Below are 26,061 nucleotides of genomic sequence, written 5' to 3'. Positions count from 1 at the left end.
ACGGTCGCCATCGCGAGCAAGCTCGCTCCCACCATTGGATTTTCAGCGATACAGCAGGCGCTCCGCCAACTCATCGGCCACCCGGGCTGGTGAGCGCTTCTCCGCCTGGGCGTGGGCGAAGACTTCCGTGAGCCGGGCGCCGATCTTCGACAAATGTGCGGTGATCGTCGACAGTTCTTCGCCGCGATGCTTCAGCGCGACATAGATCAGCCCACCGGAGTTGATCACATAGTCCGGCGCATAAAGAATCCCGCGCCTCTCCAACTGGTCGGCTACCTGCAGGCTACTCAACTGATTGTGGGCCGAGCCGGCAACGGCCGAGCAGCGCAGTTGCGCCACGCTGTGGCTGTTGAGCACCCCGCCCAGGCCGCAGGGGGCGAGGATGTCACAGGGGGTGCTGAGCAGGGCGTCGTTGGCGATCGGATGGGCGCCCAGTTGCTCCATGGCCAGTTGCACCTTGCCAGGGTCAATGTCACTGACCAGCAGTTCGGCACCCGCCGCGTGCAGTTGTTCGGCCAGGGCATAACCGACATTGCCCAGGCCCTGGATCGCCACCCGCAGGCTTTCGAGGTTATCGCTGCCCAGGCGGGCCATGGCGGTGGCACGGATGCCGGCAAAAACGCCCATGGCCGCGTGGGGCGCGGGGTCTCCCGAGGCCGTGGTGCTGGTGACATGGCGGGTCTGCTGGGCGATGCAATCCATGTCGGCCACCGACGTGCCGCTGTCGATGGCCGTGATGTAGCGCCCGTCCAATTGCTCGATACAACGACCAAAGGCTTCGAACAGCGCCGCCCGACTCTCGACATGGGCCGGACGCATGATCACCGCGACCCCGCCGCCCACGGGCAAGCCAGCCAGCGCCGCCTTGTAGCTCATGCCCTGGGCCAGGCGCACGGCGTCTGCCACGGCACTTTCGTCGTCGGGGTAGGCAAGATAACGACAGCCCCCCAGGGCAGGCCCGGGACGGCTGCAATGAATAGCAATCACCGCCTTCAACCCGGTCGTCGGGTCTACGCTTAGGTGCAGCGATTCAAGGCGGGAGCTTTGCATGAGAGCAAACATCGTAAGGCTCCCGAATCACTTTTGTTTGTTTCGCCAGTATAGGCGTGCAGTCGAAAATTGCTGGAGCACGCCGGAATAAGTCGTCAGGGTGATCAGTCTTTTTCGGCATAACCTGTGACGGTGGCTGTTCGAGACTGGACGAAAATCCATGGCAGGGCTAAAACGGGAGCATAGCCCGGAGAGTTCGATGAAACCGCGCCAAGCCTTTTTTGACTGTCTGCACCGCTCACCACCGGCGCTGTTCGAAGCGGCGTTGTGGATCGCTGCCGAACATGATCGCGACGTCGACGTCCCGACCTTGCTGAAGGATTTCAAGGAGCTGCAACAGCGGGTCAGCCATGGCCTGCCGATGCTGCCTGTCAGCGAACTGGGCCAGCCCCTGTTGCGACGGCTCAATGACCTGGGTTTCGCCCAAGACGACTTCACCCCCCTGCGACCACATGCGGCGTTGCTGGACCAAGTCCTGGCCCGCAAGCGTGGGCAACCCCTGGCCCTCGGGCTGATTGCCCTGGAACTGGCCCGTGGCCTGGAAATTCCGATGGTCGGTGTCAATTTCCCCGGGCATTTCCTGTTGAAGGTGCCCGGTGCCGATCACCTGCTCGACCCGTGCGGTGGGCGCCGGTTGTACCCTAATGACTGCCGGGAACTGCTACAGCGCCAATACGGCGCGAACATGCTGCTCAAGGCGGAGCACCTGGTCAACGCCGAGCCGATGCAGATGCTGCAGCGCCTGTCGCGCAACCTGCGCCAACTGCATCTGGCCAACGACGATTACATCGCGGCCCTGATCGACGCCGAACGGGTGCTGGAACTGGGCAACGCCAGCGCCGCCGATTACCTGGCCCGCGCCAGCCTGTATCAGCGCCTCGATTGCCCCAACGCCGAACGCTTCGACCTGGAGCATGCCCTGATGCTCAGCGACGATCCGATCCAGCGAATCCGGCTGACGGAGCGGCTGGGGCATTTGCCGCCGAATTCGGTGGTGCATTGAGCCGGTGGACTTTGTTCCGGAGCGATGACGGCCCTGTGGCGAGGGAGCTTGCTCCCGCTCGGTTGCGCAGCAACCGCCAGAAAGCTTGGGGCCGCTTCGCGTCCCAGCGGGAGCAAGCTCCCTCGCCACAAGATCACCTGGCCTTCAGTCCCATGTGAGCCCTCAGGGTGTATCCGGCTGCTTCGCCGGATGCGCCTGCTGGAACGCTGGATGCCCAGCCGCCAATGCCGCGACCCGACGAATCCGCGGATACGCTTGCAAAGACACATTGAACCGCTCGGCAGCGTACAACTGCGGGATCAAGAACACATCCGCTAACCCCGGCTCGGTACCGAAGCAATAACCCTCATCGCCAATCAACTGCTCCACCGCCGCCAGGCCCTGGCTGATCCAATGCCCGATCCACTGCGTCACCTGCGCTTCATCGTGGCCCCACTGCCGCAGTTGGTTGAGCACGCTGACGTTGTGCAGGGGATGAATGTCGCAACCGATCAATGCGGCGACACCACGCTCGTGGGCGCGCACCGCCAGGTCGGCGCTGAGCAGCGGCACCTGGGGATAACGCTCCTCCAGGTATTCGATGATGGCCGACGATTGCACCAGCAACGCGCCCTCATCGGTACGCAGCGCCGGCACCCGGCCCTGGGGGTTGATCGCCAGGTAGGCCGGCTGGCGATGCTCGCCCCCGGGCGCGGCGATCAGGTTGACGGGCAAGGCCTGGTAATCCAGGCCCTTGAGCGCCAACGCAATGCGCACCCGATAGGACGAGGTGGAGCGGTAGTAGGTATAGAGTTCCATGCCTCCCCTCAACGCGCCGGCAGGATCTTGCCCCGGCACTCGCCAAAACCGATGGAGGCGAACCCCTCGCGGCGGCAACGGGCCCGCAAGATGATTTCGTCACCGTCCTCGAGGAATCGACGCACTTCGCCAGACGCCAGTTCGATCGGTTTCTTGCCGCCTTCGGTGATTTCCAGCAGGCTGCCGAATTGATGGTTTTCAGGGCCCGACAAGGTGCCCGAGCCAAACAGGTCGCCGGCCTGCAACTGGCAGCCGTTGACGCTGTGGTGCGCGACCATTTGCGCCACGGTCCAATACATGTAGCGGGTGTTGCTCAGCGCCAGGCGCTGGGCCGGCAGGTTCTGCTCGACCATGGCCTCGGTCAGCAACAGGACTTCCAGCTCGATGTCGAAAGCACCGTCGGCCTGGTCACGTGTGTCCAACAGGTACGGCAGCGGTTGCGGATCGCCTTGCGGACGCGCCGGTTGCGGGCCGCGGAACGGTTCCAGGGCCTCGGCCGTCACCACCCACGGTGAAATGCTGGTCAAAAAACTCTTCGACAGAAACGGCCCCAGGGGCTGGTATTCCCAGGCCTGGATATCCCGGGCCGACCAGTCGTTGAGCAGGCAGAACCCGCCGATGTGCTCGGCGGCATCGCCAATGGGGATCGGTTCGCCCAGCGCATTGCCCTTGCCGATCCAGATACCCAGTTCCAGCTCATAATCCAGCCGCGCACACGGGCCGAAGGTCGGCTCGGTCTGGCCGGCCGGCAGGGTCTGGCCCTTGGGACGGCGCACGTCGGTGCCGGACGGGCGAATGGTCGAAGCGCGACCGTGGTAAGCGATGGGCACGTATTTGTAGTTGGGCAGCAATGGATTGTCGGGGCGAAACAGCTTGCCGATATTCTGCGCATGTTCGATACCCACGTAGAAATCGGTGTAGTCGTTGATCCTGGCCGGCAGGTGCATCTGGCAGTCGGCGGCGAGGAGCAGCAACTTCGCCTCCAGCGCTTCGACCTTGTCGCGCAACGGACTGTCTTCGCGCAACAGTTCCAGCAGTCGTTCACGCAGGGCAACCCGGGCGCTGCGGCCCAGGTCGAAAAACCCATTCAACTGGCCGCCGGCCATGGCTTCGACGGCTTGTTGCGCCGCGCCATCAAACAAGCCCGCTTGCAGCGCCACTTGCAGATCGAAAATCCGCTCGCCAATCGCCACGCCGCAGCGCAAGGCACCGCCATCGACGCTGAAGACACCCAATGGCAGGTTCTGCAACGGGAAGTCGGCGTGACCGTTGGCACTGGCGACCCAGCTACGGGCAGGGGAACTTTGAGTCATGGTTATCTCCGGTTCGGGTCGAACGTGACAGGCAGCGAGGCCCAACAAGCATCGTAGTCGGTTTGCAGTTGCGGACAGTCCAGGGCGAAACGGCTTGGGCGCAAGACCTGGCTGGTCTCGAACATGAAGGCCATGGTGTTGTCGATTTTCGTCGGCTGAAGATCAGCGTTGATCGCCTTGGTACAGGTCTCGCCGTCCGGGCCATGGGCGCTCATGCAACTGTGCAGGGACGTACCGCCCGGCAGGAAACCTTCGGCCTTGGCATCGTAGGCGCCCTGGATCAGGCCCATGAATTCGTTCATCAGGTTGCGGTGGAACCACGGCGGACGGAAGGTGTTTTCCGCCACCATCCAGCGGGGCGGGAAAATCACGAAGTCGAGATTGGCCAAGCCGTGGACGCTGGTGGGCGAGGTCAGCACGGTGAAAATCGACGGATCCGGGTGATCGAAGCTGACCGTGCCAATCGTGTTGAAGCGGCGCAGGTCATATTTGTACGGCACGTTGTTGCCGTGCCAGGCCACCACGTCAAGAGGCGAATGATCCAGCTCGCAGCCCCACAACTCACCGAGGAATTTCTGCACCAGGGTGGTCGGTTGCGTGACGTTCTCGTAATGGGCGACTGGCGTCAGGAAGTCCCGCGGGTTCGCCAGGCCGTTGCTGCCGATGGGCCCCAGGTCCGGCAGGCGCAGCGGCGCGCCATGGTTTTCGGCGAGGTAACCCCGGGCCTGCGGGTCGAGCAGTTCAACGCGAAATTTCAGGCCCCGTGGCAGCACGGCGATTTCCAGCGGCGCCAGTTCCAGTACGCCCAGTTCGGTGGCGATCCGCAGCCGTCCCAGTTGCGGCACGATCAACCACTCACCGTCGGCATTGAAAAACACCCGCTCCATGGAGCGGTTGGCCCGGTAGTGATAAAGGCTGACGCCGGCTGGCTTGTCCGCGCCGGCATTGGCCGCCATGCACACCAGCCCGTCGAGGAAATCGGTGGGCTCGGCGGGAATGTCCAGCGGGTTCCAGCGCAGGCGATTGGGCGTGACCTCACCCAGCGGGCCACCCGCCAATTGCCGTTCGAGCTTGGTGAAGGCCGGGTGATTGGCCGACGGCCGGATGCGATACATCCAGGTACGCCGCGCTTCGCTGCGGGCCATGGTGAACGCCGTGCCAGAGAACAACTCGGCGTAGAGACCGTACGGGGCTTTCTGCGGAGAGTTCTGGCCGATGGGCAAGGCGCCGGGCAAGGCTTCGCTGGCAAATTCGTTGCCAAAGCCTGACTGGTAAGCCAGGTCCGACGCTGTGGAATCGAGGTTCATGGAGCCTCCTGGGACTGCGGCCTGTCACTCAACGGAGTGGTTGAGGCGCACCGGGTTATTTTTATCGTAATTCAATTACGCATAACGTAATTTGCTCGACGACGACCGTCAAGCTATAAAGACGCCCATTCGCCTCTGGACCCTGCGCCTCCATGGAAACCCCGCTCAGCAACGGTAAACAGAAAGTCCGCTCGGCCGAAGTCGGCACCGACATTCTCAAGGCCCTGGCCGAACTCTCCCCCTCCACGTCACTGTCGCGCCTGGCCGAGCACGTGCAGATGCCGGCGAGCAAGGTCCATCGCTACTTGCAGGCCTTGATCGCCAGCGGGTTCGCCGAGCAGAACGCCGCCACCAACCACTACGGCCTGGGCCGCGAAGCCCTGCGCGTGGGCCTGGCCGCGTTGAACGGCATGGACGTGCTGCAAGTGGCCGCCCTGCCCCTGGCCGAACTGCGCGATGACTTGAACGAAACCTGCTTCCTGGCGGTGTGGGGCAACCATGGCGCGACCGTGGTGCGTATCGAACCCGCCGTGCGGGCCGTGACCGTGGTGACGCAACTGGGCTCGGTGTTGCCGCTGCTCAGTTCGTCCACGGGGCTGGTGTTCAGCGCTTATCTGCCAGCGCGCGAGACGATCGGCCTGCGCGAGCAGGAAGTGCAAGGCACCGAGCACCACGCCCTGGCCGATGATCGTGCCTATGCCAGCCTGTGCGAGCAGATTCGCAGCCGTGGCCTGCACCATGTGCATGGCTTGCTGATGCCGGGCGTGGACGCCTTGTCCGCCCCGGTCTTCAATGCGGTCGGCGAGGTCAAGGCCGTGATGACCATCGTCGGCCCGACCTCGCTGTTCCACGCCGACGAAAATGGCCCGGCGGCGCAACGACTGTTGGCGGCGACCCGGGCCGTGAGTTGGCGGATGGGGTATGAGGCCGGTCCAGGCTCAGCCCAGGAAATCCGGGACAATCTTGATCACTAGATCATTGAGATGCGGGGTGATCAGTTGCGGATGGAGGTGGCGCTCTTCGCCGCTGAAGCCGACGGTATAAATGCCTTGCTGGCTGCCCTTCGAATGGAAGGGAATCACGTCGTTCTTGAAATGACCCAATAGATACTCAACCAGCCGCTCGGAAGACAACACCATGCGCCTGCCGAGGCCATGGTCAATAAAACTGGTCACGTACACACCCTCTGGATAGATGTTGGGCGCATGAACTTTCAAGGCGCCGTGCACATCCTCGGCGGCCAATGGCCTGAGGGAACGCGGGGATAAATCGATTGCAGGTTTCTCCATCAAACTTGCAACGACGTCTATGACGATTTTTTCAAATGCGATCAAGTCCAGCGTCTTTATCCGATCTTCGGCAGCAAAGGAATAACGCCTGTTGAACACATTACTGATTCCTTGCGTATAGGTGGGCAGGCTTTGCTTTTCAACCCAGGCCAGCGTTTCCTCGAACAACGTTCGGGAAGTTGCTGTTTCGAGCTTGGGGAAGTCCACCAACGTGTTCACATAGGCGGTGAATGGGTTGACATCCAATGGCTCCAGGTAATGATCCAATAGCACCTGCACGGCAAAATCCACACGCGTGTTTTTCAGTGCTTGAAGTCTTTCGGAGTGAGAAGAAAACAACGGGGTATTCATAAGACATCCTTGTCATTTCATAAGCTCGAACTTCCTGTTCGAGCTGTTATGGGGTGTGCGCCTGATGCAGCAACATGGCATCCGGTCAACTGAAGCGGCAACTTGAGACTTGAACTTCAGCCAGGCCGTTATACACAGGCCAGCGCCCGACTGTAAAAAAGGCAAGTGTAAGCGTGCGTGAAGTTTCGAATCATTGCAGCTAACCCATCACCCCCATGCCCTTGGCTTTTGCCACCGCCTGGGTACGTCGCTGCACACCCAACTTGCTGTGGATGCGACGCGCATGGGTTTTCACCGTGTGCAACGAGATGAACAACTGTTCGGCAATCTGTTGGTTTGAATGCCCTTGGGCAATCAGCTCCAGGACCTCCAGCTCGCGATGACTGAGCAACGTCTCCTCGGCGGTGACGGGCGACTCGGCCTGTTCTGCCGATTGCCCCCAGCGCAACAACTCGGGCTGGCGCAAGCGCAGTTCGCACAACGCTTGCTGGGCCCGCCAGCACGCGACTCGCTTGAGCCCCTCTTGCAGCAGTGACCGGGCCTGGGCACGATCGCCGGACAACCAGACGACCTCGGTCAGCACCAGGTGCAGTTCGGTTTCCAAACTGTGCATTTCAGCGTGCTGCGCCTGGGCGATCATGGCCTGCAGGCGCGCCTGTGGCGCCTGTGCCCGCTGCAAGTAGACCTCGGCCAGCACCAGCAGGTATTCAAGTCGCGCAATCAGCTCCAGGGTCGCGGGAGGCGCGTGCTTGGCCTGGGGTCCGCGAAAATGCCGCAAGACGCGGGTCAAGGCTTCATGGGCCAGTTCCGCCCGCCCCTGTTGCAACCAGAACTGGCAGCTGGTTTGCAACAACACGCCACGGTAAACGGTGTCGGGGATGTGCCGCTGCTGCATGATCCGCTCGGCATCGCGCAGGTGCATGAAGGCCTCGCCGTAGTCGCCCTGGTTGGCAGCCAGGCAGGCCTTGCCGAGAAAGCCATAGAGCACCTGTTTGTCCTGGCTGTGCAGGCCCGTTTCCAAGCCCGTTTGAAAGTGCTCGGCGGCCCGTTCCTCAAACCCCATGCGCAACGCCAGGCGCCCGCGCCGCAAGGCAATCCGTCCCAACAACGCTGAAAAGTCCTGGCCCGGTTTATCCAGCAGTGCCTGGACGGCGGCCAGCAAATGATCGGCCCGATGCGGCGCGCCGCGTTGCTCCAGGACCTGGGCGTGGTCCAGTTCCAGCAATCCTTCAAAGACCAGCGAACCCTGCGCTCGCGCCAGGCATAACGCCTGGCGGTTGATCCATTGCGCCGAGGCCAGTTCGCCAGCCAGCAGCGCCTGCTGCGTCAGCCCCCCCAGGCACAGCACCCGTTGGGACCAGGCCTCGGGCTCCAGGCTGGCCTGGGCCTGGAGGAAATGTTCGCGCGCCGGTTCGCCATCGCCCGAGAGGTGCAGCAACCAGCCGCGCAAGACCAGCCACCTGGCCAGCACCTGCCGCTGCCGACAGGCCGAAGGTTGCGGCAGGAACCTGGCCAGTTGCTCAATGCACGTCGACGCTTCATCGAAGCGTCCGGCGAACAACAGCGCAGCGGTGACCAGCCCCACCGACTGCGGCGTATCAAGGGTCAGCGCTTCGCCTTGTTGATCGTGCAAGCTCAGCAACAGCACCACGTTACGGCGCTGCAAGACGTGCTCGAAATTCAAATGCTGCAAGAAACTGACGGCGGTCTCGAACTCCTCGGCCAACATGGCTTGCTCGAACGCCATTTGCCAGTCCTGCTCGGCGGCAAACCACTGGCAGGCCCGGCGGTGCCAGGAGCGCCCCTGGGACCAGGGCTCTTCACGCACCAACCGGGCCAGGGCCGGGAAGATCTGCAACCAATCCGAGGTCTGCTCCCACGGCTCGATGAAGCACCCCAACGCCAGCAACAACGGCAGGCATTGGGCGCCCACCGTGTCGCCGAACAAGTGCTCGCACAGCCGGGCATTGAACCGCGGCAGATGCGCCAGCACGCGCCAGGCCTGTGCCAGGTCCGGGGTCAGCGTGCTGAACAGTTCGTACTCCAGGTAGTCGAGCAAGGTCCCCGGCCGCCCCGGTGTCGCATGACTGCGCGCCCATTCGCAACGCTCGAGCAGGGTGATGCGCACCCCGGCACACCAGCCACCATTGCGCTGAATCACCTCGCGAGCCGTGCGGGCAGCCTGGGGGCCGGGCAGATGGCGAAGCAGTGGCTGGATATCATCAGGGGTGAAGAACAACGCCTGCGGGTCAAACTCGTGCAGTTCGTCATCAAGCAACAGTCGCGGCCAGTTGCAGTGGGGGCGGCGGCGGCCATTCAACCACAGGTGCAATGCCGGGCTGCTGGTGTTCAACAAACGGTCGAGCAGTTGGTCCAGCTCGGGGTTCGGCACCCGGCAATAGTCGTCCAGGAATAACCAGGTGGGTGTTTGCAAACGCGCCAGGTGGGCCAACAAACCCGTTTCATCCAGCACCGGCAGCCCGAGGGTCTGCGCCAGGCGCTCGCACATTTGCACCGCGCTCAACGCCGCGCCCCCCAAGGGCAACCAATGCAGCCGACAGTCGCTGGGAGCCTGCAGGAAACACTCGGCGAACAATGCACTCTTGCCGCTGCCCGCCGGCGCGCAGAGCAGTTTGACCCGCGCCTCGGAAGCCAGCAGCGGCTCGCTCAGGGACCGCCGCGGCAGATGTGTCGAGGACAGGCGAGGCAGCAATCCTGGACGGTCCGGACACGGGGTCATGGCGGTCATGTGGGTGATCCTGTTTATTGTTATCTCACCACCCTAGCCCTGTGTCGCCGACCTTTGGAGAAGTATTCAGCGCGCTGATTGGCGCCCATAAAAAAACGACCGGCAGGTTTGCTGCCGGTCGTCATGTCGGGTTCAAATCAGACTCGGTCCCGTGGCGAGGGAGCTTGCTCCCGCTGGGTTGCGCAGCAGCCCCAAAACGGTCCACTCAATGCACCTGATACATCGAGCCATCTGGTTTCAGGGCCGCTGCGCGCCCCAGCGGGAGCAAGCTCCCTCGCCACAGATGCGGTGTCCGTCCGAAGGGTTATCGAACCCCGGTCGAGCGCAGCGCCGCCGGCGTGTAGTCGGCTGCCCGGGCTTCGAAGCCGTACTCGTAGCTGTGTTTCTCTTCGTTCTTCATCCCCAGCGCGATGTAGCGGCCGGCGATGATGTCGTAGAGCGCCTCCAGGGTGTAGCCCGGGTTCTGATGGTCGTAGTAGAACTGGGCATGACCTTCGGCCACCCGCCACAGTTGACCGCGACCGTCGTAGTGGTCCACCAGCGCGGCCTGCCAGCTGTCCTCGTCGAAGTACATGTGGCGTTTGGCGTAGATGTGCCGCTCGCTGGGCTTGACCGTCCCGACCACTTCCCAGACCCGGTGCAGTTCATAGCGGGTCAGGTCCTGGTTGATGTGGCCGGCCTTGATCACGTCGTCGTACTTGAGGCTGGGCGAGTCGAGCTTGTAGCTGTTGTACGGGATGTACATTTCCTTCTTGCCGATCAGTTTCCAGTCGTAGCGGTCCGGCGCGCCGGAAAACAGGTCGAAGTTGTCGGAGGTGCGCAACCCGTCGGCGGCGGTGCCCGGGCCGTCGTAGGCCACTTGCGGGGCACGACGCACACGGCGCTGGCCGGCGTTGTAGATCCAGGCCAGGCGTGGCTCCTTCACTTGGTCCAGGGTTTCGTGCACCAACAGCACATTACCGGCCAGGCGTGCCGGGGCGGTGACCTCCTGCTTGAAATAGGTCAGCACGTTACTGGCCTTTTCCGGGTCGGCATCCTTGATCAGGAACGGCACGGCGATTTCTTCTTCGAAGCGGATCGGCGTGAAACTGCCATTGGTCTGTGGCGTGGCCTGAGTAATGATGCGTCGCAGGTTGCCACCGTGATAACGGGTGATGTGGTTCCATATGACTTCCACGCCGTTCTTGGGGATCGGGAAGGCGTAGTAGCGATTGCCGGTGAAGTTGGACAAGCCGTTACCGTCGTTGATGGACGTCACGTTGAGCGCACTGCGCTTGGCCGACTCGTAGATTTCCGGCGGCAGGGAAACGCTGCGATGGGTCGGATAGACCGGGATCTTGTAGGTCTCCGGGTAGCGCTTGAACATCGCCACCTGCCCTTCGGACAGCTTGTCCTTGTACTTGTCCACCGTCGCGGCGGTGATGGTGAACAGTGGTTTTTCATTGGCGAACGGGTCGGCCAAAAAGCCCTTGCTGTCCACGGCCCCGGCGTTTTTCGCAATACCACCGGTCCAGGCCGGGATCGAGCCATCGGCGTTACCCGCCTTTTCCGCACCAATGGGGGTGAGACTGGTGCCCAGCTTGTTCGCTTCCTCCGGCGAAACCGCCGCCATCACGTTCGCCGCCAGCAGGCTCAAGGCCAGGGCACCGCATTGCAGGATCATCTTGCGCATTGGGTTTTCCTTGTCAGCCAGATCAGAAGTTCACGCCGAAGCTCAACGCGAGGAAATCGCGGTCTTCGAGAACGTTGTAATCGCCGCCAAAAAAGTCGGTGTAGCTCAAGCTGGCGGTGTAGGTGTTGCGGTAATCGGCATCGACACCAACGCTGATGGCCTTGGCGCCTTCGTTGAACAGACCGTTGGGGCCATAGCCGGCCACGTCGTGGGACCAGGACACGTTGGGCTTGAAGTTCACCCCGCCGATCACGTTGGAGTAATCGAGGATCGCCCGGGCGCGATAACCCCAGGACGTCGAGGTGACGAAACCATCGGTGTCGCCCTGGAAGCCGTATTGGCCATAGACCGAGTCACGGCCATAACGCAGCTTGTCCTTGGACTCCAGGCCACCGACGTGCACCACCGCCGCTTCGCCAACCACGGTCAGGCGATCAGCCCCCAGCACCTGATCGAAGAAGTGCGTCAGGGTGCTCTGGACCTGGGTCACTTCCTTGCGCCGGTAACCGGTGTTGTCGGCACCCGGTGCGGTCGCGATAGGCGATGCCGCGCCACCGGCAATCGGGTTGACCAGGGCCAGGGTCAGGTCGTTGGTATTGACCTGCACCGGCGCGTTGGGACGGTAGCTGATTTCCCCGGTCCAGGCGGTGCCGGTGGGCAACGTCGTGGAGAAACTGGCGCCGTACAGGCGGATGTCTTCCGGGTATTCAAGGTAGTACCCACCACGGCCCAGCATCACGCTTTGCGCCAGACCCGCACCGCTGCCAGGGGCCAAGCCGTTGGCGATCGCGACCATTCCCGGCAACGCCGCCAGCGTCGAACGCCCCGCCGTGGTGGTCCCGACGGTAGGTGTACGGCTGTGGTAATTCATGAAGTACAGGCCGTACTCGGTGTCATCGCCGAGCCAGCGCAACGCCGTGCCCCACTGGCCGGAGTCGCGGGCGTCGCGGTCGCCGCCACGGGGAATGATCACCCCTTCCCTGGACACCTGGATCTCCTGGCCAAATGCCCGGGTCAAGGGCACGAACGGCGCAATCGCCGGGCTGCCCACGGTGTAGCCACTGGTGCAACCATCGGCCACCACGTCGTTGCCGAAGAACGTGCCGCAGTTATCCACCACGGTCTGATCCCACTCCAACTGGTAGAAACCTTCGATGGTGAGCTTGTCGGTCAGGCCCTGGGAGGCGAACAGCATGTTCACCGGGATCAGGCCTTCCTTGATCTCCGCACCGGGGCGACGGAACGCGGACACGTCCACCGGGTTGATGCTGTTGATGGAGTTGCCGATGAAGGTGCTTTCCCCCCAGCTGACCACCTGCTTGCCGGCGCGCACGGTGCCTGGCAAATCGGCGATGGAATAGTTGTGGTAGACGAAGGCATCGAGAATCTGTGCCCCTGAGGACTTGGCGCCTTCCTTGCGATTGCTGTCGCTGATGTCCTTGAACTCGCGGCCCTCATCCTTGAGCTCGAAGTCGTACCAGTACTTGCCACGCACGAACACACCGGTATCGCCGTACTTGAGCTCGAGGTCGTGCAGGCCCTTGAAGATTTTGGAAAAGGTTTCGCCTTTCTTGAAATTCAGCCGTCCGTCATCACCGGTGGAGGATTGGCCCCGCCCGCCGTTGACCGTGCCGACCAGGTCTTTGTCCGCATCGCGCATGCCCCAGCTCGCGCCCACGGACAGCGACGAATCGAACTGACCCTCGATCTCGCCAATGTTGAATGAAACGGCCTGCGCCTGGGCAGAGCAACCCAAGGCCACCGCGACGGCCAGCGCCTGCGGTTTGAAGATGGCGCGCATTGTTATTGTTGTCATGCGTCTTCCCCGGTGAGTGACAGAGGCTTCACCCTACTGCCGCACGCCATGGGCGATAAGCGCACCAAGGAGGTATTCGCGCTGTACCTCAAAAGGATTACAGCCCCTGCGGGACGGGCGTTTGCGCGCCCCATGAACGGACTGGATGATGGGCCATCAGCGCCACGCATATTCCTGCCCCACCTGCGACTGTTACGCGCCCTGCAACGGTGCATGTCCGGATCCGGGCTGTTTCCCGTCGGGCTCGATCTCTATGCTGGCCGGGCTTGCAGGGCAACGGGCCTGCAGGCGCAAGTCGCCACGGCATCCTTCCCGCCTGGCGCACCGTCATTCGGATGGATTGGCGCATCGGTCCATCATCCCGTGTTTATCGACGTTGGTTTGTAGCTCCTTTGCAACGTCACGCTTAGGCCGCTGCTTTTTGCAGCGGCCTTTTTTATGTGCGGTTATTTCCGAGTTAAAACGTCTTGTTCCTACGTTGCAGTAGGAAATCCCCGCCGCGCGCTTTGCCTGGATGTTGAGCCATGCGGGATAGCTCTGTGCCCTATCGAGACCACCGCGAGCCTGGCGACCCGGGTGAACAATATTGTCCATGAGCACGCTTGCCGCGCCTGGCGGCAACCGGCCCGGGCAGTGGGATTTAGATAGCGTGGCGTTGCAGATTCGCCATCATTTCCTTCAACGCTTCAAGGTTGTCGTTCGGGTGCACCGCGTCCTCGAAGTCGCAGATCTGCTGCCAATGGGCGGCGACGTCTTCGGGCGAAAACCCTTTGCGCGGGTCGAAGCCCGCACCCAGGCTGCGTTCCCAGCGCACCTTGCCCATCCAACCGCCGCCCACTTCGAACAAGCCGGAGGTTTCCTGGCAGGCCTCACTGGCCAGGTACACCACCAGCGGGCTGACGAGTTCGGGCTTGAGTTGTTCGAACACCTGCGGCGGGATCAGGCCTTCGGTCATGCGGGTGCCGCCAGTGGGGGCGATGGCATTGACCAGGATGTTGTTCTTGCGGCCTTCGATGGCCAGGGTTCGCGTCAGGCCATAAAGGCCGAGCTTGGCCATGCCGTAGTTGGATTGGCCGAAGTTGCCGTAGATGCCCGAGGTGGACGCGGTGAAGATCACCCGCCCGTAGTTTTGCTCACGCAGGTGCGGCCATGCGGCCCGGGTCACCTTGTAGGCACCCTCGACGTGGACGCGGTAGACCAGGTCCCAATCGGCGTCGTCCATTTTGTGGAATGTCTTGTCCCGCAGGATCCCGGCATTGTTGACCACCACATCGACGCGACCGAACGCATCGAGCGCGTTTTGTACCAGCTTGTCGCCATCGGTGACCGAGTCGTGGTTGGCCTCGGCGATGCCGCCTGCCTCGCGGATTTCGGCGACCACCCGATCCGCTGCCGAGGCATTGGCCCCTTCCCCTTGCGCCGAGCCGCCAAGATCGTTGACCAGCACTTTCGCGCCTTGTCTGGCGAACAGCAACGCATGGGCGCGTCCCAGGCCACCGCCGGCTCCCGTGACGATCACGACTTTATCTTCGAAGCGCACAGACTCACTCATGGCAGAACTCCAGCAGGCGGATAGGACAATGACCACGAGTGTCCGGCACCCGTCGGCCGGTCACAATCAACACGATTGCCAGTGAATGGTGGCCGATAAGGCGGGGGGATGATGCAGGCCCGAGCCACGGCGGCGCATTCGATTTTCCGGCTGGCAGGAGGACCGCTATCGCGAGCTAGCTCGCTCCCACAAGGGATTTGCAGTGGAACGCAATCTTGTAAACGCCCGAAAGCTGTGGGAGCGGGCTTGCTCGCGAAAGCGGTCTTCCAGTCAGAATGGATGTTGGCTGTGCTGGCGCCTTCGCGAGCAAGCCCGCTCCCACACAGGTTCGCTTCTCAATGCCAAGTCGTCAGGTACAGGCCATTTGTCTGCGCGGCGCGGCGATGGCTTCGCGAAACGCCAGGTAATGCTTGAGCACCTGCACCGGTGCCTCGGTGTGCGGGTAATGACCGATGTCGGGCAACAACACCGTGTCCGGGTTCGGGATCAGGGCCTCGTAGCGCGCCACCATGTGTTCACCGGAAATCGGATCGACTGCGCCGTCGATCACCCGCAATGGCACTTCGCCGCGCTGCATCGCCAGTACCCAGCGATCACGCTGCACACGACGTTCGGGAATATAGCCGATGAGTTTGTGCATGATCCGCGGACCGTGATGAGCCGCCACCAGGCTCCAGAAGTCATCCAGTTCGCTTTCGGTAGGGCCGGTCCTGGGGCCGAAAATCTGCCGAAAGTTGCAGGCCAGGCTTTCCCGGGAGAACATCCGCCCCAGCAGCCAGCCCAGGGGGCTCAACAAGAGTTTCTGGGCCCATACCGGGCGGTGGGTTTCGGGGAACAGGCCGCCATTGAGAAAGACACAACTCTCAAGGTGGATGCGTGCTTCGTAATGCCGAGCGAGCAGTTCCTGGGCCACGCTGTCACCGTAATCGTGGGCCAGCACATGCACCGCCCCCTTCACATTCAGGTGCGCCAGCAAGGCCTGTTGCAGATCGGCTTGCTCCAGCAGGCTGTAGACGTGATCCATCGGTTTGGCGGAATCGCCGAAACCGAGCATGTCGCACGCGATCACCCGGTAGCGTTGCGCCAAGGGTTGCCACAGGTAATGCCAATCCCAACTGGCGGTGGGAAAACCATGGATCAACAGCAGCGGCTCGCCCTGGCCCGCCACCCAATAACGGATGGCGTGGCCACGGAACAGGAAAGTCTGGCTGCGCTGGCGCCAAATACGCAGGGGAATCTGGGCCAAGGCCATCAGCTTCTGTACCCGGTGTCTTGTTGATCGAGCTTACGCAGCAACGCCGGCCAGGCCAACGCGCCGCCCATGCCTTGGGCGCTTTTGGTCACTCCGGCGATCATGGCGCGGGCGCCGGCCAGAATCTGCGGCTCGATGGCAATCAATTCAGCCCCACCGTTCTGAGCCAGGACCTGGATGTCACAGGCTCGTTGAAAGGTGAACATCATCAGGAAGGTATCGGCGACGGTGCCGCCGCATGTCAGCAAGCCATGGTTGTGCAGCATCAGGAAATTGCTTTCGCCCAGGTCGGCCTGCAGGCGTGCCTTTTCTTCGTGGTTCAAAGCCACCCCCTCGTAAGCGTGATAGGCCAGGCTCGACAGCACGAACAGTGCTTGCTGGCTGATCGGCAACACGCCTTGCTTCTGCGCCGATACCGCGACACCGGCGGCGGTGTGAGTATGCAGCACACAAGCCACATCATGGCGCACCTCATGCACCGCGCTGTGGATGGTGTACCCGGCCGGATTGATCTCGTAGGGGCTGTCCATCAACTTGTTGCCGGCCTGGTCAACCTTGACCAGGCTCGAAGCGGTGACTTCATGGAACATCAACCCGAACGGGTTGATCAAAAAATCCTCGGTGCCAGGGACCTTCGCTGAAATATGGGTGAAGATCAGGTCATCCCAGCCATGCAGCGCGACAAGCCGATAACAGGCGGCAAGGTCCACCCGGGTTTGCCATTCGGCCGCACTGACCTGTTCCTTGATACTGAGTGTCGTTTGGACGGGCGCTACGCTCACGGTTCTTACCTCTGGTTTCTTGTTATAGGAGTCTTGTCATCAAAACGTCGAACACAAGAAAATTCAGTCTAGTCAGGTCTTCCAGAGGCGGTAGTTGCATTGGCAGCCAGCTTACTGGCCAAACGAGTCAGCGCATCCGCTTCAAAGCCGCAACGTCTCGATCAACTCAGCTAGCCATGGCTCGGCGTCAGTTTCCGGCGTGACGCTTTCGCTGGCATCCAGACGCAGCATCGGCAGCAGCTCGCGAACGCCCAGTTCGGCGAACAGTTCGCGCATCTGCTCGCCACCGGCGCAGAAGGTATCCCCGTAGCTGGCGTCGCCCAGGCCAATCACCGCGCCAGGCAAGCCGCGAAAGAACCCTGGCAATTGATCGCGGATGGTCGAATACAACGGCATCAGACTGTCTGGCAGCTCGCCCATGCCGGTCGTAGAGGTCACCGCCAGCAAGGCTTCTGGCGCGAATGCCTGGACATCCGCCAGGGTCGCACGAGGGTCGTGCCAGGCGTCGAAGCCCGCGTCGCGAAGCAGTTTGGCGGCGTGCCGGGCGACTTCTTCGGCGGTGCCATACACTGAGCCGGAAAGAATGGCGACTTTCATCAATCTGATCCTGATCCTGAAAAAAGAGCCGGGATAGTAACAGTTGCACCCACAAGGCTGCGAATGGCTCTCAACGGCAGTAATGGCCAGTAGACAGCCTTGCGATTTCTTCTAAAATGCCGATTCAACACGGATGTTCAAAAGGGCTCCTCCAATGATCAACGCTCAATTGATGCAATTGGTCATCAATGCTTCCAACGACGGGATTGTCATCGCCGAAAAAGAAGGCGAAGACAATATCCTGATCTACGTAAACCCGGCTTTCGAACGCTTGACCGGCTATGACCGCGACGAAATCCTTTACCAGGATTGCCGGTTCCTGCAGTCGGGTGATCGCGACCAACCGTCCCTGGAGACGATTCGCCAAGCCTTGCGGGAGGGCGGCGCCTGTCGAGAGGTGCTGCGCAACTACCGCAAGGACGGCACACCGTTCTGGAATGAGCTGTCATTGTCCACGGTAAAAAACCAGGCTGACGGGTATACCTATTTCGTCGGTGTGCAAAAAGACGTCACGACCCAGGTCAAGGCTCAACAACGCGTCGCCCAGCTGGAAAAGGAGCTGGCCGAAGCCCGGGAAACGATTGCCCGGCTTGAAGCGACGAATGGTGCAAACAAAACCACGAATTAATGGTCAGTCACTACAATCACCAGTGAAAATGTAAATTCTCATTTAGAGTCGACCATGCAGCGCGATGCCCTCCTGACGCAGGATGAACTGGATTTCATCCGGACCATGCAACACAACCCGCAGTTGAACGAGCGGGACGTCACGTCGAGCTTGCTGGTCAACGGTGGGTCGCAGATCCGTGACTTGTTGACGCGCCTGGCGGCGAATGAGCAGGTCACCCTGCAAGCCAATTTCGAAAACCAGCAAATGACGTTTCCATTGCACCTGGTGGAAGACGAATTCCATGCGATGCACCTGCGCCTGGGTGTGCCGAGCATCTACGAAGACGGACCGAAGATACGCCCGTGGCGCCTGACGCTCGACGAGCCGGTGGCGCTGGAAAATATCAAGGGCCAGCCGGGACCACTCTGGGTCCACGAAGTGTCCTGCAAGGGCGTATTGCTGGAAAACCGCGGCCGGACCAAGCCACCGAAGCAGTTTGCCTTGTGGTTCAGCCCCTCAGGCTACGAAAGAATTTCGTTGCGTGGTGGCTTTGAACGGGAAACCGATCGAGGTTTGCTGGCCTATCACCTGAACCAGAATGACCAGGACGAGACCGAGCGCCTGCGCCAGTACATCCTGCAACAGCATCGCCTGACCCATCCCTCCATGCACCTCTAGGTGTCGAGGTTGCCTGCCAGAAATTGACGCAGGCGCTGACGCATCACTACACCTTCGTTACCCAGGCAACCGATCGACGAGCCCGCCAGGCTTTCCTGCCCCAGATCGGATGCCTCACCGGCCAGCATCAACGGACAATCCAGGCTCATCGCCAATTTGCCCAGGCGCTTGGGCAAGTCCGGGACCGGCGCATGATTGGAAACCAGCACCAAGGCCAGCGGCTGGATCTTCTGGCACACCAAGACCAGTTCGTTGAAGGGCACGCCGATCGACAGCGCCCTGACGCCCACGTCCGCGCTGGACAGGAACAGCGCCGTGACCAGCAATTCCAGCTCACGGCACTGGCCGGCCAGGGCGCAGACCAGGACCCGCGGCGACCGGCCTTCGCGCTTGAACAAAAGCCGCTGGATGATGCGCGAACGCAGGAACCCGTCGAAAAACACCCATTCACTGATTTGCCCGAATTCTGGCTGGCGATACAGCATTTGTCGCCAAAGCGGCATCAGGATGTCCTGGAAGACGACCGGCACGGTGTAGGTGGAAAAGACCTGCCCGTAGACGCGATCCAATTCCACATCGTCAAAGTTGCCAACCGCGTTCGCCACCTGTTGCTGCCACCGGGCGTGATCAGCCTTGACCAGGTCGGATGAAAGCAGCGTGGAGACCGGTTGCACCGCCTCGGTCTTGGCCAGGATCTTGCCCACTTTGCTGACGGCCACGCCGCGCTCGATCCACGCCAGGATGCTGCGAACCTTCTCGACATCGCTCAACGAGTACAGGCGATGCCCGCTTTCGGTGCGGGTGGGCTGGATCAAACCGTAGCGCCGCTCCCATGCGCGCAGGGTCACAGGATTCACGCCGGTCATGCGCGCGACTTCGCGAATGGGGAACAGGTCTTCCCTTTTCAAGGCTGATGCCTGGAAAATAAAGCTATCCTCTGTGATTACGCTCATTTTGGCGGACAATTCCGGCTGGAAAATTGGATCCTATCTTCTCCTTCAAGTCACGTCATGACAAGGACAACGTATTCAGGAGTGCGGTTTTGTTGTTTTACCCGCCATCAGGAATAATCCTTGCCTGTTTTTTGGCGACCAGACGCAACCCACCACCCCGGGGGCGTCCCCCGCAAACCTCCTATCCGGAGCGTTGCGCCTGTCTTAAGGAGATACATAATGTCGACCTCCCCCGTCACGTTGATGGTGGCCCGCCGCGTCGCCAATGGACGCTATCAGGATCTGATCGCCTGGTTGCGCGAAGGCGAACAATTGGCCACCGATTTCCCTGGTTACCTGGGGTCCGGCGTGCTCGCGCCACCGCCCCAGGACAATGAATTCCAGATCATTTTCCGTTTTGCCGACGAACAGACGCTGCACGCCTGGGAACACTCCGCCTCGCGCACGGCCTGGCTGGGACGCGGCAGCGATCTGTTTGCCCATCCCTCCGAACATCGGGTGCGTGGCATCGATGGCTGGTTCGGCTCGGTCGGCCAGCGTCCCCCACGCTGGAAACAGGCCGTGGCCATCTGGCTTGCGTTCTTTCCCGTGTCGCTGTTGTTCAATTTCCTGCTGGGACCGCTGCTGGGCGAACTGGGCCTGTTGAGCCGCGTGCTCATCAGCACCGTCATCCTGACACCGCTGATGGTCTACCTGTTTATCCCGATGTCGACCCATCTGCTGGCGAACTGGCTCAACGGCGCGCCGCAGCGGGCGGTGCCGGCTACACGCAATCATTGATGCCACCTGCCTCGACAGTCACCCTGTGGGAGCGAGCTTGCTCGCGATGACGGCCTGACCTTCAATATCCTCATTGACTGTCGCACCGCTATCGCGAGCAAGCTCGCTCCCACAGTGGGCAACTGGTCGCGACCGGATTGACCTTTGTACATAGGACGCGCCCCGCGTCGCTGTTATAGTTTTGCTCTTGCCGTGAACCGAGCCGCCCCATGTCCAGCCCCCCCGCTCCGATCCTGATCACTGGTGCAGCCCAGCGCGTCGGCCTGCATTGCGCCCGGCGCTTGCTGGAGGAGGGGCAACCGGTGATCGCGACCTATCGCACCGAGCGCCCCGGCGTGCAAACGTTACGGGACCTGGGGGCGGTGGTACTGTTCGCCGACTTCTCCAGCGAAACGGGGATCCAGGCCTTTATCGAACAACTCAAGCAGCACACCGACCAGCTGCGGGCCATCGTGCACAACGCCTCGGCCTGGATGACCGAGGCGCCCGGCAGCGAAGCAGCGGCCTTCAGCGCCATGTTCGGCGTGCACATGCTCGCGCCTTACCTGATCAACCTGCATTGCGCCGAGTTGCTGCGGCGTTCAACGCCAGCGGATATCGTGCATATCAGCGATGACGTGACCCGCAAGGGCAGCGCCCGACATATCGCCTATTGCGCCACCAAGGCCGGCCTGGAAAGCCTGACCCTGTCGTTCGCGGCCAAGTTCGCCCCGGCGATCAAGGTCAACGGCATCGCCCCGGCCCTGCTACTGTTCAACCCCGAAGACGACGCGGCTTACCGCGCCAAGGCCCTGGCCAAGTCCGCACTGGGTATCGAACCCGGCAGCGAAGTGATCTACCAGAGCCTGCGTTATCTGCTGGACAACCCTTATGTCACCGGCACGACCCTGACCGTTAACGGCGGGCGACACGTCAAATAGCCTTGTTTCGAGGATGCACCATGACGCTATCCCTGCCCCAGAACTACCGCGAGATCCTCATCGGCCTGGGGGAAAACCCCGAGCGCGAGGGTTTGCTCGATACCCCGATGCGTGCCGCCAAGGCCATGCAGTACCTTTGCCATGGCTATGAACAAAGCGTCGAGCAGATCGTCAACGGCGCGCTGTTTGCCTCTGACAGCGATGAAATGGTGATCGTCGCCGACATCGAACTCTATTCCCTGTGCGAACATCACCTGTTGCCCTTCATCGGCAAGGCCCATGTGGCTTATATTCCTACCGGCAAGGTCCTGGGGCTGTCGAAGATCGCCCGGTTGGTGGACATGTTCGCCCGCCGCCTGCAGATCCAGGAGAACCTGACCCGGCAAATCGCTGACGCGGTGCAGCAGGTCACCCAGGCCGCTGGCGTGGCGGTGGTGATCGAGGCCCAGCACATGTGCATGATGATGCGCGGTGTCGAAAAACAGAACTCGACCATGAACACCTCGGTGATGCTCGGCGCCTTTCGCGACTCCAGCACCACGCGCCAGGAGTTCCTGCAATTGATTCGACGGAGCAAGTAAATGCCACAACTTCAGCCAGCCATGGCACGCATCAAGGTCAAGGACCTGCGCCTGCGCACCTTCATTGGCATCAACGAGGATGAAATCCTCAACAAGCAGGATGTGTTGATCAACCTGACCATCCTCTATGCCGCCCAGGAGGCAGTGCGCGACAACGACATCGACCACGCGCTGAACTACCGCACCATCACCAAGGCGATCATCGCCCACGTGGAAGGCAACCGCTTCGCCCTGCTCGAACGCCTGACCCAGGAATTGCTCGACCTGGTCATGGCCAACGAGTCGGTGCTGTACGCCGAAGTCGAAGTCGACAAGCCCCACGCCTTGCGATTCGCCGAATCAGTGTCGATTACGCTCGCAGCAAGTCGGGCCACTTCGTAGCAGCTGCAAGCCTCAAGCTGTAAACTTCAAGCCTGACCACCGCAAATCCACTCTTGCAGCTTGAAGCTTGCCCCTTGAAGCTGCCTCGCAGAGACCTCCATGAACGACCAACAACGCCTCGAACTCGAAGCCGCCGCTTTCCGTCGGCTGGTTGCCCACCTGGACAGCCGCAAGGATGTGCAGAACATCGACCTGATGAACCTCGCCGGTTTCTGCCGCAACTGCCTGTCCAAGTGGTACAAGGCCGCCGCCGACGAGCGCCAGGTCGAGGTCAGCCTCGACGACGCCCGCGAAGTGGTCTACGGCATGCCGTACGCCGAATGGAAAGCCCAATACCAGAAAGAAGCCAGCGCCGAACAACAGGCGGCGTTCGCCAAAGGAAAACCCGATGCCTGATCTCAATACCCTGCGTAGCTGCCTCAAGAGCGGCGAACATGCCTTCGCCGACACCCTGGCCTTTATCGCCGCCGGCTACGATTACCAGCCCCGGGCCTTCAATAACGGCGGCGTGCAAAACGCCGCCGGGCAGAACGAAGGTTCGTGCAAGACCCTGGGCCTGGCGCTGCTTGAAGGCTTGAGCGATGAAGAAGCGTTGTTGGCGTTTGGCGAGCACTATCGTTCGGTACTGGCCACCCCCGAAGGCAGTGATCACGGCAATATCCGGGCGCTGATGGTCCATGGGCTGGCAGGTGTGACGTTCGAGGCACCGCCGCTGCAACGGCGCTGATCGATTCTTCTTGTGTGGCGAGGCCCGCTTTTGTGGCGAGGGAGCTTGCTCCCGCTGGGCTGCGCAGCAGCCCCAGGCAGTCAAACTCAATTTGCCTGGCACACCGGGTTGCCAGGTTTCGGGGCCGCTTCGCGCCCCAGCGGGAGCAAGCTCCCTCGCCACAGGTTCAGTCCAAGTGAGCGGCGCCTCACCACATCCCGACTTTTAAGATTGACCCGGCAACTTTATTTCGTTTGCCGGGCCCCTCTGCTCGCGGCTTAGATAACGGAAATTTCTCCTTCGTCCGGGCCGTCATCCATGAGCAGCGAAACCATCAGCCAATCGATCTCCACCGTGCATCCCGTCAGCCTCAGCCACGGCAGGAACGCCGAGGTCTGGGACACCGACGGCAAACGCTACATCGACTTTGTCGGGGGCATTGGTGTGTTGAACCTCGGCCATTGTCATCCGCGCATTGTCGAGGCGATCCGCGAACAGGCGACGCGGCTGACTCACTACGCATTCAACGCCGCCCCTCACGCTCCCTACATTGAATTGATGGAACGCCTGGCGGCGTTTGTTCCGGTGGATTACCCGGTCAGCGGCATGCTCACCAACAGCGGCGCCGAGGCGGCGGAGAACGCCTTGAAGATCGTGCGGGGCGCCACGGGCCGTACCGCCGTGATCGCGTTTGACGGTGCCTTTCATGGCCGCACCCTGGCGACCCTCAACCTCAACGGCAAGGTCGCGCCTTACAAACAGAAAGTCGGTGTCCTGCCCGGGCCGGTGTATCACCTGCCGTACCCCAGCCAGGACAACGGCGTCACCTGCGCCGAAGCCTTGAAGGCCATGGAGCGGCTGTTCAGCGTCGAGATCGATGTGAATGACGTGGCCTGTTTCATTGTCGAACCGGTGCAGGGCGAAGCCGGCTTCCTGGCGATGGACGTGCCCTTCGCCCAGGCCCTGCGGCAGTTCTGTGATGACAAGGGCATTGTGCTGATCATCGATGAGATCCAGTCCGGCTTCGGCCGCACCGGCCAGCGCTTTGCCTTCTCCCGATTGGGCATCGAACCGGACCTGATCCTGCTAGGCAAAAGCATTGCCGGCGGCGTGCCCCTCGGTGCGGTGGTGGGACGTAAGGCGCTGCTGGACAACCTGCCCAAGGGTGGCCTGGGCGGCACCTACTCGGGTAACCCCATCGCCTGCGCCGCCGCACTGGCGACTCTGGACGAAATGACCGACGCCAACCTGCACGCCTGGGGCGTGCAACAGGAAGAGGCGATCGTCAGCCGCTACGAATCCTGGCGCAGCCGCGGGCTAAGCCCTTACCTGGGCCGCCTGACCGGCATCGGCGCCATGCGCGGCATCGAGCTGAGCCACGCCGACGGCACCCCGGCTTCGGCACAATTGACGCAACTGCTGGCCCTGGCACGGGAATCGGGCCTGCTGCTGATGCCCAGTGGCAAATCGCGACACATCGTGCGGCTGCTGGCGCCATTGACGACCGAACCGGCAGTGCTGGAAGAAGGGCTGGATATTCTGGAGGCGTGCCTGGCGAAGCTGGCCTGAGTATTGTCATCTGACGGCACTAGAAACCCTGTGGGAGCGAGCTTGCTCGCGATAGCTTCACGTCTGCCGACATCGATGTTGATCGATACACCGCCATCGCGAGCAAGCTCGCTCCCACAAGGGTTCACCGCCAGGTATTCGGGCATAAAAAAACCGGCCGAAGCCGGTTTTTTTATGCCCGATGAATCAGAACGAAGCGTTCTGCAGGCCATCCAGGTAACGCTCGGTATCCAGGGCTGCCATGCAACCGGCACCGGCCGAGGTGATCGCCTGGCGGTAGACGTGGTCGGCCACGTCGCCAGCCGCGAAGATACCTTCGACACTGGTGGCGGTGGCGTTGCCGTCACGGCCGCCCTTGACCACCAGGTAGCCGTCCTTGAGCTCCAGCTGGCCTTCGAACAGCGAGGTGTTCGGCGTGTGGCCGATGGCGATGAAGACGCCGTCGACCTTGATCTCGTCAAAGCTGCCGTCGTTGTTCTTCAGGCGGGCACCGGTCACGCCCATGTTGTCGCCCAGCACTTCGTCCAGGGTCGCGTTGAGCTTGAGGATGATCTTGCCTTCGGCGACGCGGGCGTTGAGCTTGTCGATCAGGATTTTCTCGGCGCGGAAGGTTTCGCGACGGTGGATCAGGGTGACCGTGCTGGCGATGTTGGCCAGGTACAGCGCTTCCTCGACCGCGGTGTTGCCGCCACCGACCACCGCCACTGGCTTGTTGCGGTAGAAGAAACCGTCGCAGGTGGCGCAAGCCGACACACCTTTGCCCATGAAGGCTTCTTCCGACGGCAGGCCCAGGTAACGCGCGCTGGCACCGGTGGCGATGATCAGGGCATCGCAGGTGTAGGTCGCGCTGTCACCGGTCAGGGTGTACGGCTTGGCGGCGAAGTCCACGGCATTGATGTGGTCGAAAACGATCTCGGTCTCGAAGCGCTCGGCGTGTTCCTTCATGCGCTCCATCAAGGCCGGGCCGGTCAGGCCGTGGACATCGCCCGGCCAGTTGTCGACTTCGGTGGTGGTGGTCAATTGACCGCCGGCCTGCATGCCGGTGATCAGCAGCGGCTTGAGGTTGGCACGGGCCGCATAAACCGCAGCGCTGTAACCGGCAGGGCCGGAACCAAGGATAATCACTCGCGAATGACGCACTTCAGACATGACCTGCTCCTGTTGACCGGACCTTGCGGGCCGGAACGCCGGGTGAGCGGCGTGAATAAAAAAGGACCGTTGACGCACTTGGGGAAGGCTTGGGTTCGACAGTCCTGGAAAAGAATGGGTGCAGCGTATCGAGGGAGCGAAGATTAAGGAAATACGGTTTAACAATCCAGCTCATAGGTGAGCTCTATCCCCTGCGCCCCTTT

The 26,061-nt window shown here is 61.8% G+C and carries 26 protein-coding genes; 11 read left to right on the top strand and 15 right to left on the bottom strand.

Annotation, left to right across the window (positions count from 1 at the left end; all coding sequences use genetic code 11):
* Nucleotides 1–42: 42 nt before the first annotated feature.
* Nucleotides 43–1,062, bottom strand: a complete 1,020-nt coding sequence (locus tag BLO80_RS19125; RefSeq protein ID WP_060740711.1) for a Glu/Leu/Phe/Val dehydrogenase family protein — start codon at nt 1,060–1,062, stop codon at nt 43–45.
* 187 nt (nt 1,063–1,249) lie between these two features.
* Here BLO80_RS19125 and BLO80_RS19120 point away from each other — a divergent pair, with 187 nt between their 5' ends.
* Nucleotides 1,250–2,053, top strand: coding sequence for a SirB1 family protein (locus BLO80_RS19120; RefSeq protein WP_092202603.1), 804 nt, complete (start codon nt 1,250–1,252; stop codon nt 2,051–2,053).
* 162 nt (nt 2,054–2,215) lie between these two features.
* Here the strand turns inward: BLO80_RS19120 and maiA are convergent, their stop codons facing one another.
* From maiA to hmgA, 3 genes are read right to left on the bottom strand one after another with little or no spacing between them, the layout of a single operon-like run.
* The gene (gene maiA, locus BLO80_RS19115) at nt 2,216–2,851 is read right to left on the bottom strand and encodes a maleylacetoacetate isomerase (protein WP_092329467.1); all 636 of its coding nucleotides are present in this window, start codon (nt 2,849–2,851) and stop codon (nt 2,216–2,218) included.
* A gap of 8 nt (nt 2,852–2,859) precedes the next feature.
* The gene (gene fahA / locus BLO80_RS19110; RefSeq protein WP_092329464.1) at nt 2,860–4,164 is read right to left on the bottom strand and encodes a fumarylacetoacetase; all 1,305 of its coding nucleotides are present in this window, start codon (nt 4,162–4,164) and stop codon (nt 2,860–2,862) included.
* Nucleotides 4,165–4,166: 2 nt separating this feature from the next.
* Entirely contained in the window at nt 4,167–5,471 is a 1,305-nt protein-coding gene (gene hmgA / locus BLO80_RS19105) for a homogentisate 1,2-dioxygenase (protein ID WP_092329461.1), read from the bottom strand.
* Between the two features lie 152 nt (nt 5,472–5,623).
* Here hmgA and BLO80_RS19100 point away from each other — a divergent pair, with 152 nt between their 5' ends.
* Nucleotides 5,624–6,445, top strand: a complete 822-nt coding sequence (locus BLO80_RS19100; RefSeq protein ID WP_092329459.1) for an IclR family transcriptional regulator — start codon at nt 5,624–5,626, stop codon at nt 6,443–6,445.
* Here the strand turns inward: BLO80_RS19100 and BLO80_RS19095 are convergent.
* From BLO80_RS19095 to BLO80_RS19060, 9 genes are all read right to left on the bottom strand, one after another.
* Complete coding sequence (locus BLO80_RS19095; RefSeq protein WP_092329456.1) at nt 6,410–7,111, bottom strand: hypothetical protein; 702 nt, start codon at nt 7,109–7,111, stop codon at nt 6,410–6,412. The genes BLO80_RS19100 and BLO80_RS19095 overlap by 36 nt on opposite strands.
* Nucleotides 7,112–7,310: 199 nt before the next feature.
* Nucleotides 7,311–9,860 carry a helix-turn-helix transcriptional regulator gene (locus BLO80_RS19090; RefSeq protein ID WP_092329454.1) on the bottom strand — a complete coding sequence of 850 codons (2,550 nt, stop codon included), beginning with the start codon at nt 9,858–9,860 and terminating at the stop codon, nt 7,311–7,313.
* Between the two features lie 304 nt (nt 9,861–10,164).
* Nucleotides 10,165–11,532 carry a DUF1329 domain-containing protein gene (locus BLO80_RS19085; RefSeq protein ID WP_092329451.1) on the bottom strand — a complete coding sequence of 456 codons (1,368 nt, stop codon included), beginning with the start codon at nt 11,530–11,532 and terminating at the stop codon, nt 10,165–10,167.
* Between the two features lie 22 nt (nt 11,533–11,554).
* Nucleotides 11,555–13,348 (bottom strand): DUF1302 domain-containing protein, encoded by a 1,794-nt coding sequence (locus tag BLO80_RS19080; protein WP_092329449.1) that lies wholly within the window; start codon nt 13,346–13,348, stop codon nt 11,555–11,557.
* A 327-nt stretch (nt 13,349–13,675) separates the two neighbouring features.
* Nucleotides 13,676–13,942, bottom strand: a complete 267-nt coding sequence (locus tag BLO80_RS29460) for a hypothetical protein (protein ID WP_139197050.1) — start codon at nt 13,940–13,942, stop codon at nt 13,676–13,678.
* A 46-nt stretch (nt 13,943–13,988) separates the two neighbouring features.
* Nucleotides 13,989–14,900, bottom strand: coding sequence for an SDR family oxidoreductase (locus BLO80_RS19075; RefSeq protein ID WP_092202585.1), 912 nt, complete (start codon nt 14,898–14,900; stop codon nt 13,989–13,991).
* Nucleotides 14,901–15,249: 349 nt separating this feature from the next.
* A complete protein-coding gene (locus BLO80_RS19070; protein WP_092329446.1) occupies nt 15,250–16,152 on the bottom strand; it encodes an alpha/beta fold hydrolase in 903 nt (300 codons plus the stop codon).
* The gene (locus tag BLO80_RS19065; protein ID WP_092329444.1) at nt 16,152–16,934 is read right to left on the bottom strand and encodes a class II aldolase/adducin family protein; all 783 of its coding nucleotides are present in this window, start codon (nt 16,932–16,934) and stop codon (nt 16,152–16,154) included. Before BLO80_RS19065 ends, BLO80_RS19070 begins: the two co-directional genes overlap by 1 nt.
* Before the next feature lie 141 nt (nt 16,935–17,075).
* Nucleotides 17,076–17,531, bottom strand: a complete 456-nt coding sequence (locus BLO80_RS19060) for a flavodoxin (protein ID WP_092329441.1) — start codon at nt 17,529–17,531, stop codon at nt 17,076–17,078.
* Between the two features lie 154 nt (nt 17,532–17,685).
* On the opposite strand from BLO80_RS19060, the gene BLO80_RS19055 reads away from it, so the two are divergent.
* Both BLO80_RS19055 and BLO80_RS19050 read left to right on the top strand, forming a co-directional pair.
* Nucleotides 17,686–18,159: a PAS domain-containing protein gene (locus BLO80_RS19055; RefSeq protein WP_092329438.1), complete on the top strand. Its 474-nt coding sequence runs from the start codon at nt 17,686–17,688 to the stop codon at nt 18,157–18,159.
* 54 nt (nt 18,160–18,213) lie between these two features.
* Nucleotides 18,214–18,819: a hypothetical protein gene (locus BLO80_RS19050; protein ID WP_092329435.1), complete on the top strand. Its 606-nt coding sequence runs from the start codon at nt 18,214–18,216 to the stop codon at nt 18,817–18,819.
* Here BLO80_RS19050 and BLO80_RS19045 read toward each other — a convergent pair.
* Nucleotides 18,816–19,772 (bottom strand): MerR family transcriptional regulator, encoded by a 957-nt coding sequence (locus tag BLO80_RS19045; RefSeq protein ID WP_092329527.1) that lies wholly within the window; start codon nt 19,770–19,772, stop codon nt 18,816–18,818. The genes BLO80_RS19050 and BLO80_RS19045 overlap by 4 nt on opposite strands.
* Before the next feature lie 219 nt (nt 19,773–19,991).
* On the opposite strand from BLO80_RS19045, the gene BLO80_RS19040 reads away from it, so the two are divergent.
* The 7 genes from BLO80_RS19040 (at nt 19,992) to BLO80_RS19010 (ending at nt 24,709) form a co-directional block, all read left to right on the top strand.
* Entirely contained in the window at nt 19,992–20,552 is a 561-nt protein-coding gene (locus BLO80_RS19040; RefSeq protein ID WP_092329433.1) for an antibiotic biosynthesis monooxygenase, read from the top strand.
* Nucleotides 20,553–20,761: 209 nt separating this feature from the next.
* Complete coding sequence (gene folM, locus BLO80_RS19035) at nt 20,762–21,472, top strand: dihydromonapterin reductase (protein ID WP_092329429.1); 711 nt, start codon at nt 20,762–20,764, stop codon at nt 21,470–21,472.
* Nucleotides 21,473–21,492: 20 nt separating this feature from the next.
* Nucleotides 21,493–22,053, top strand: a complete 561-nt coding sequence (gene folE / locus BLO80_RS19030; protein ID WP_092329426.1) for a GTP cyclohydrolase I FolE — start codon at nt 21,493–21,495, stop codon at nt 22,051–22,053.
* Entirely contained in the window at nt 22,054–22,434 is a 381-nt protein-coding gene (gene folX / locus BLO80_RS19025; protein ID WP_025211888.1) for a dihydroneopterin triphosphate 2'-epimerase, read from the top strand. It begins immediately after the preceding gene.
* A 99-nt stretch (nt 22,435–22,533) separates the two neighbouring features.
* Nucleotides 22,534–22,830 (top strand): DUF1244 domain-containing protein, encoded by a 297-nt coding sequence (locus tag BLO80_RS19020; RefSeq protein ID WP_003205454.1) that lies wholly within the window; start codon nt 22,534–22,536, stop codon nt 22,828–22,830.
* On the top strand, nt 22,823–23,161 hold the full coding sequence (locus BLO80_RS19015) for a HopJ type III effector protein (protein ID WP_092329424.1): 339 nt from the start codon (nt 22,823–22,825) through the stop codon (nt 23,159–23,161). Before BLO80_RS19020 ends, BLO80_RS19015 begins: the two co-directional genes overlap by 8 nt.
* A 297-nt stretch (nt 23,162–23,458) precedes the next feature.
* A complete protein-coding gene (locus tag BLO80_RS19010) occupies nt 23,459–24,709 on the top strand; it encodes a 2-aminoadipate transaminase (protein WP_092329421.1) in 1,251 nt (416 codons plus the stop codon).
* A gap of 186 nt (nt 24,710–24,895) precedes the next feature.
* On the opposite strand, the gene trxB is transcribed toward BLO80_RS19010, so the two are convergent.
* Nucleotides 24,896–25,858, bottom strand: coding sequence for a thioredoxin-disulfide reductase (gene trxB / locus BLO80_RS19005; protein ID WP_003205459.1), 963 nt, complete (start codon nt 25,856–25,858; stop codon nt 24,896–24,898).
* Nucleotides 25,859–26,061: the final 203 nt, after the last annotated feature.

The sequence above is a fragment of the Pseudomonas sp. NFACC56-3 genome (genome assembly GCF_900100025.1).
Classification (GTDB): Bacteria; Pseudomonadota; Gammaproteobacteria; order Pseudomonadales; family Pseudomonadaceae; genus Aquipseudomonas; species Aquipseudomonas fluorescens_AA.
The sequence above is the reverse complement of the archived record's forward strand: the minus strand, read 5'-3'. Positions and strand labels throughout refer to the sequence as shown.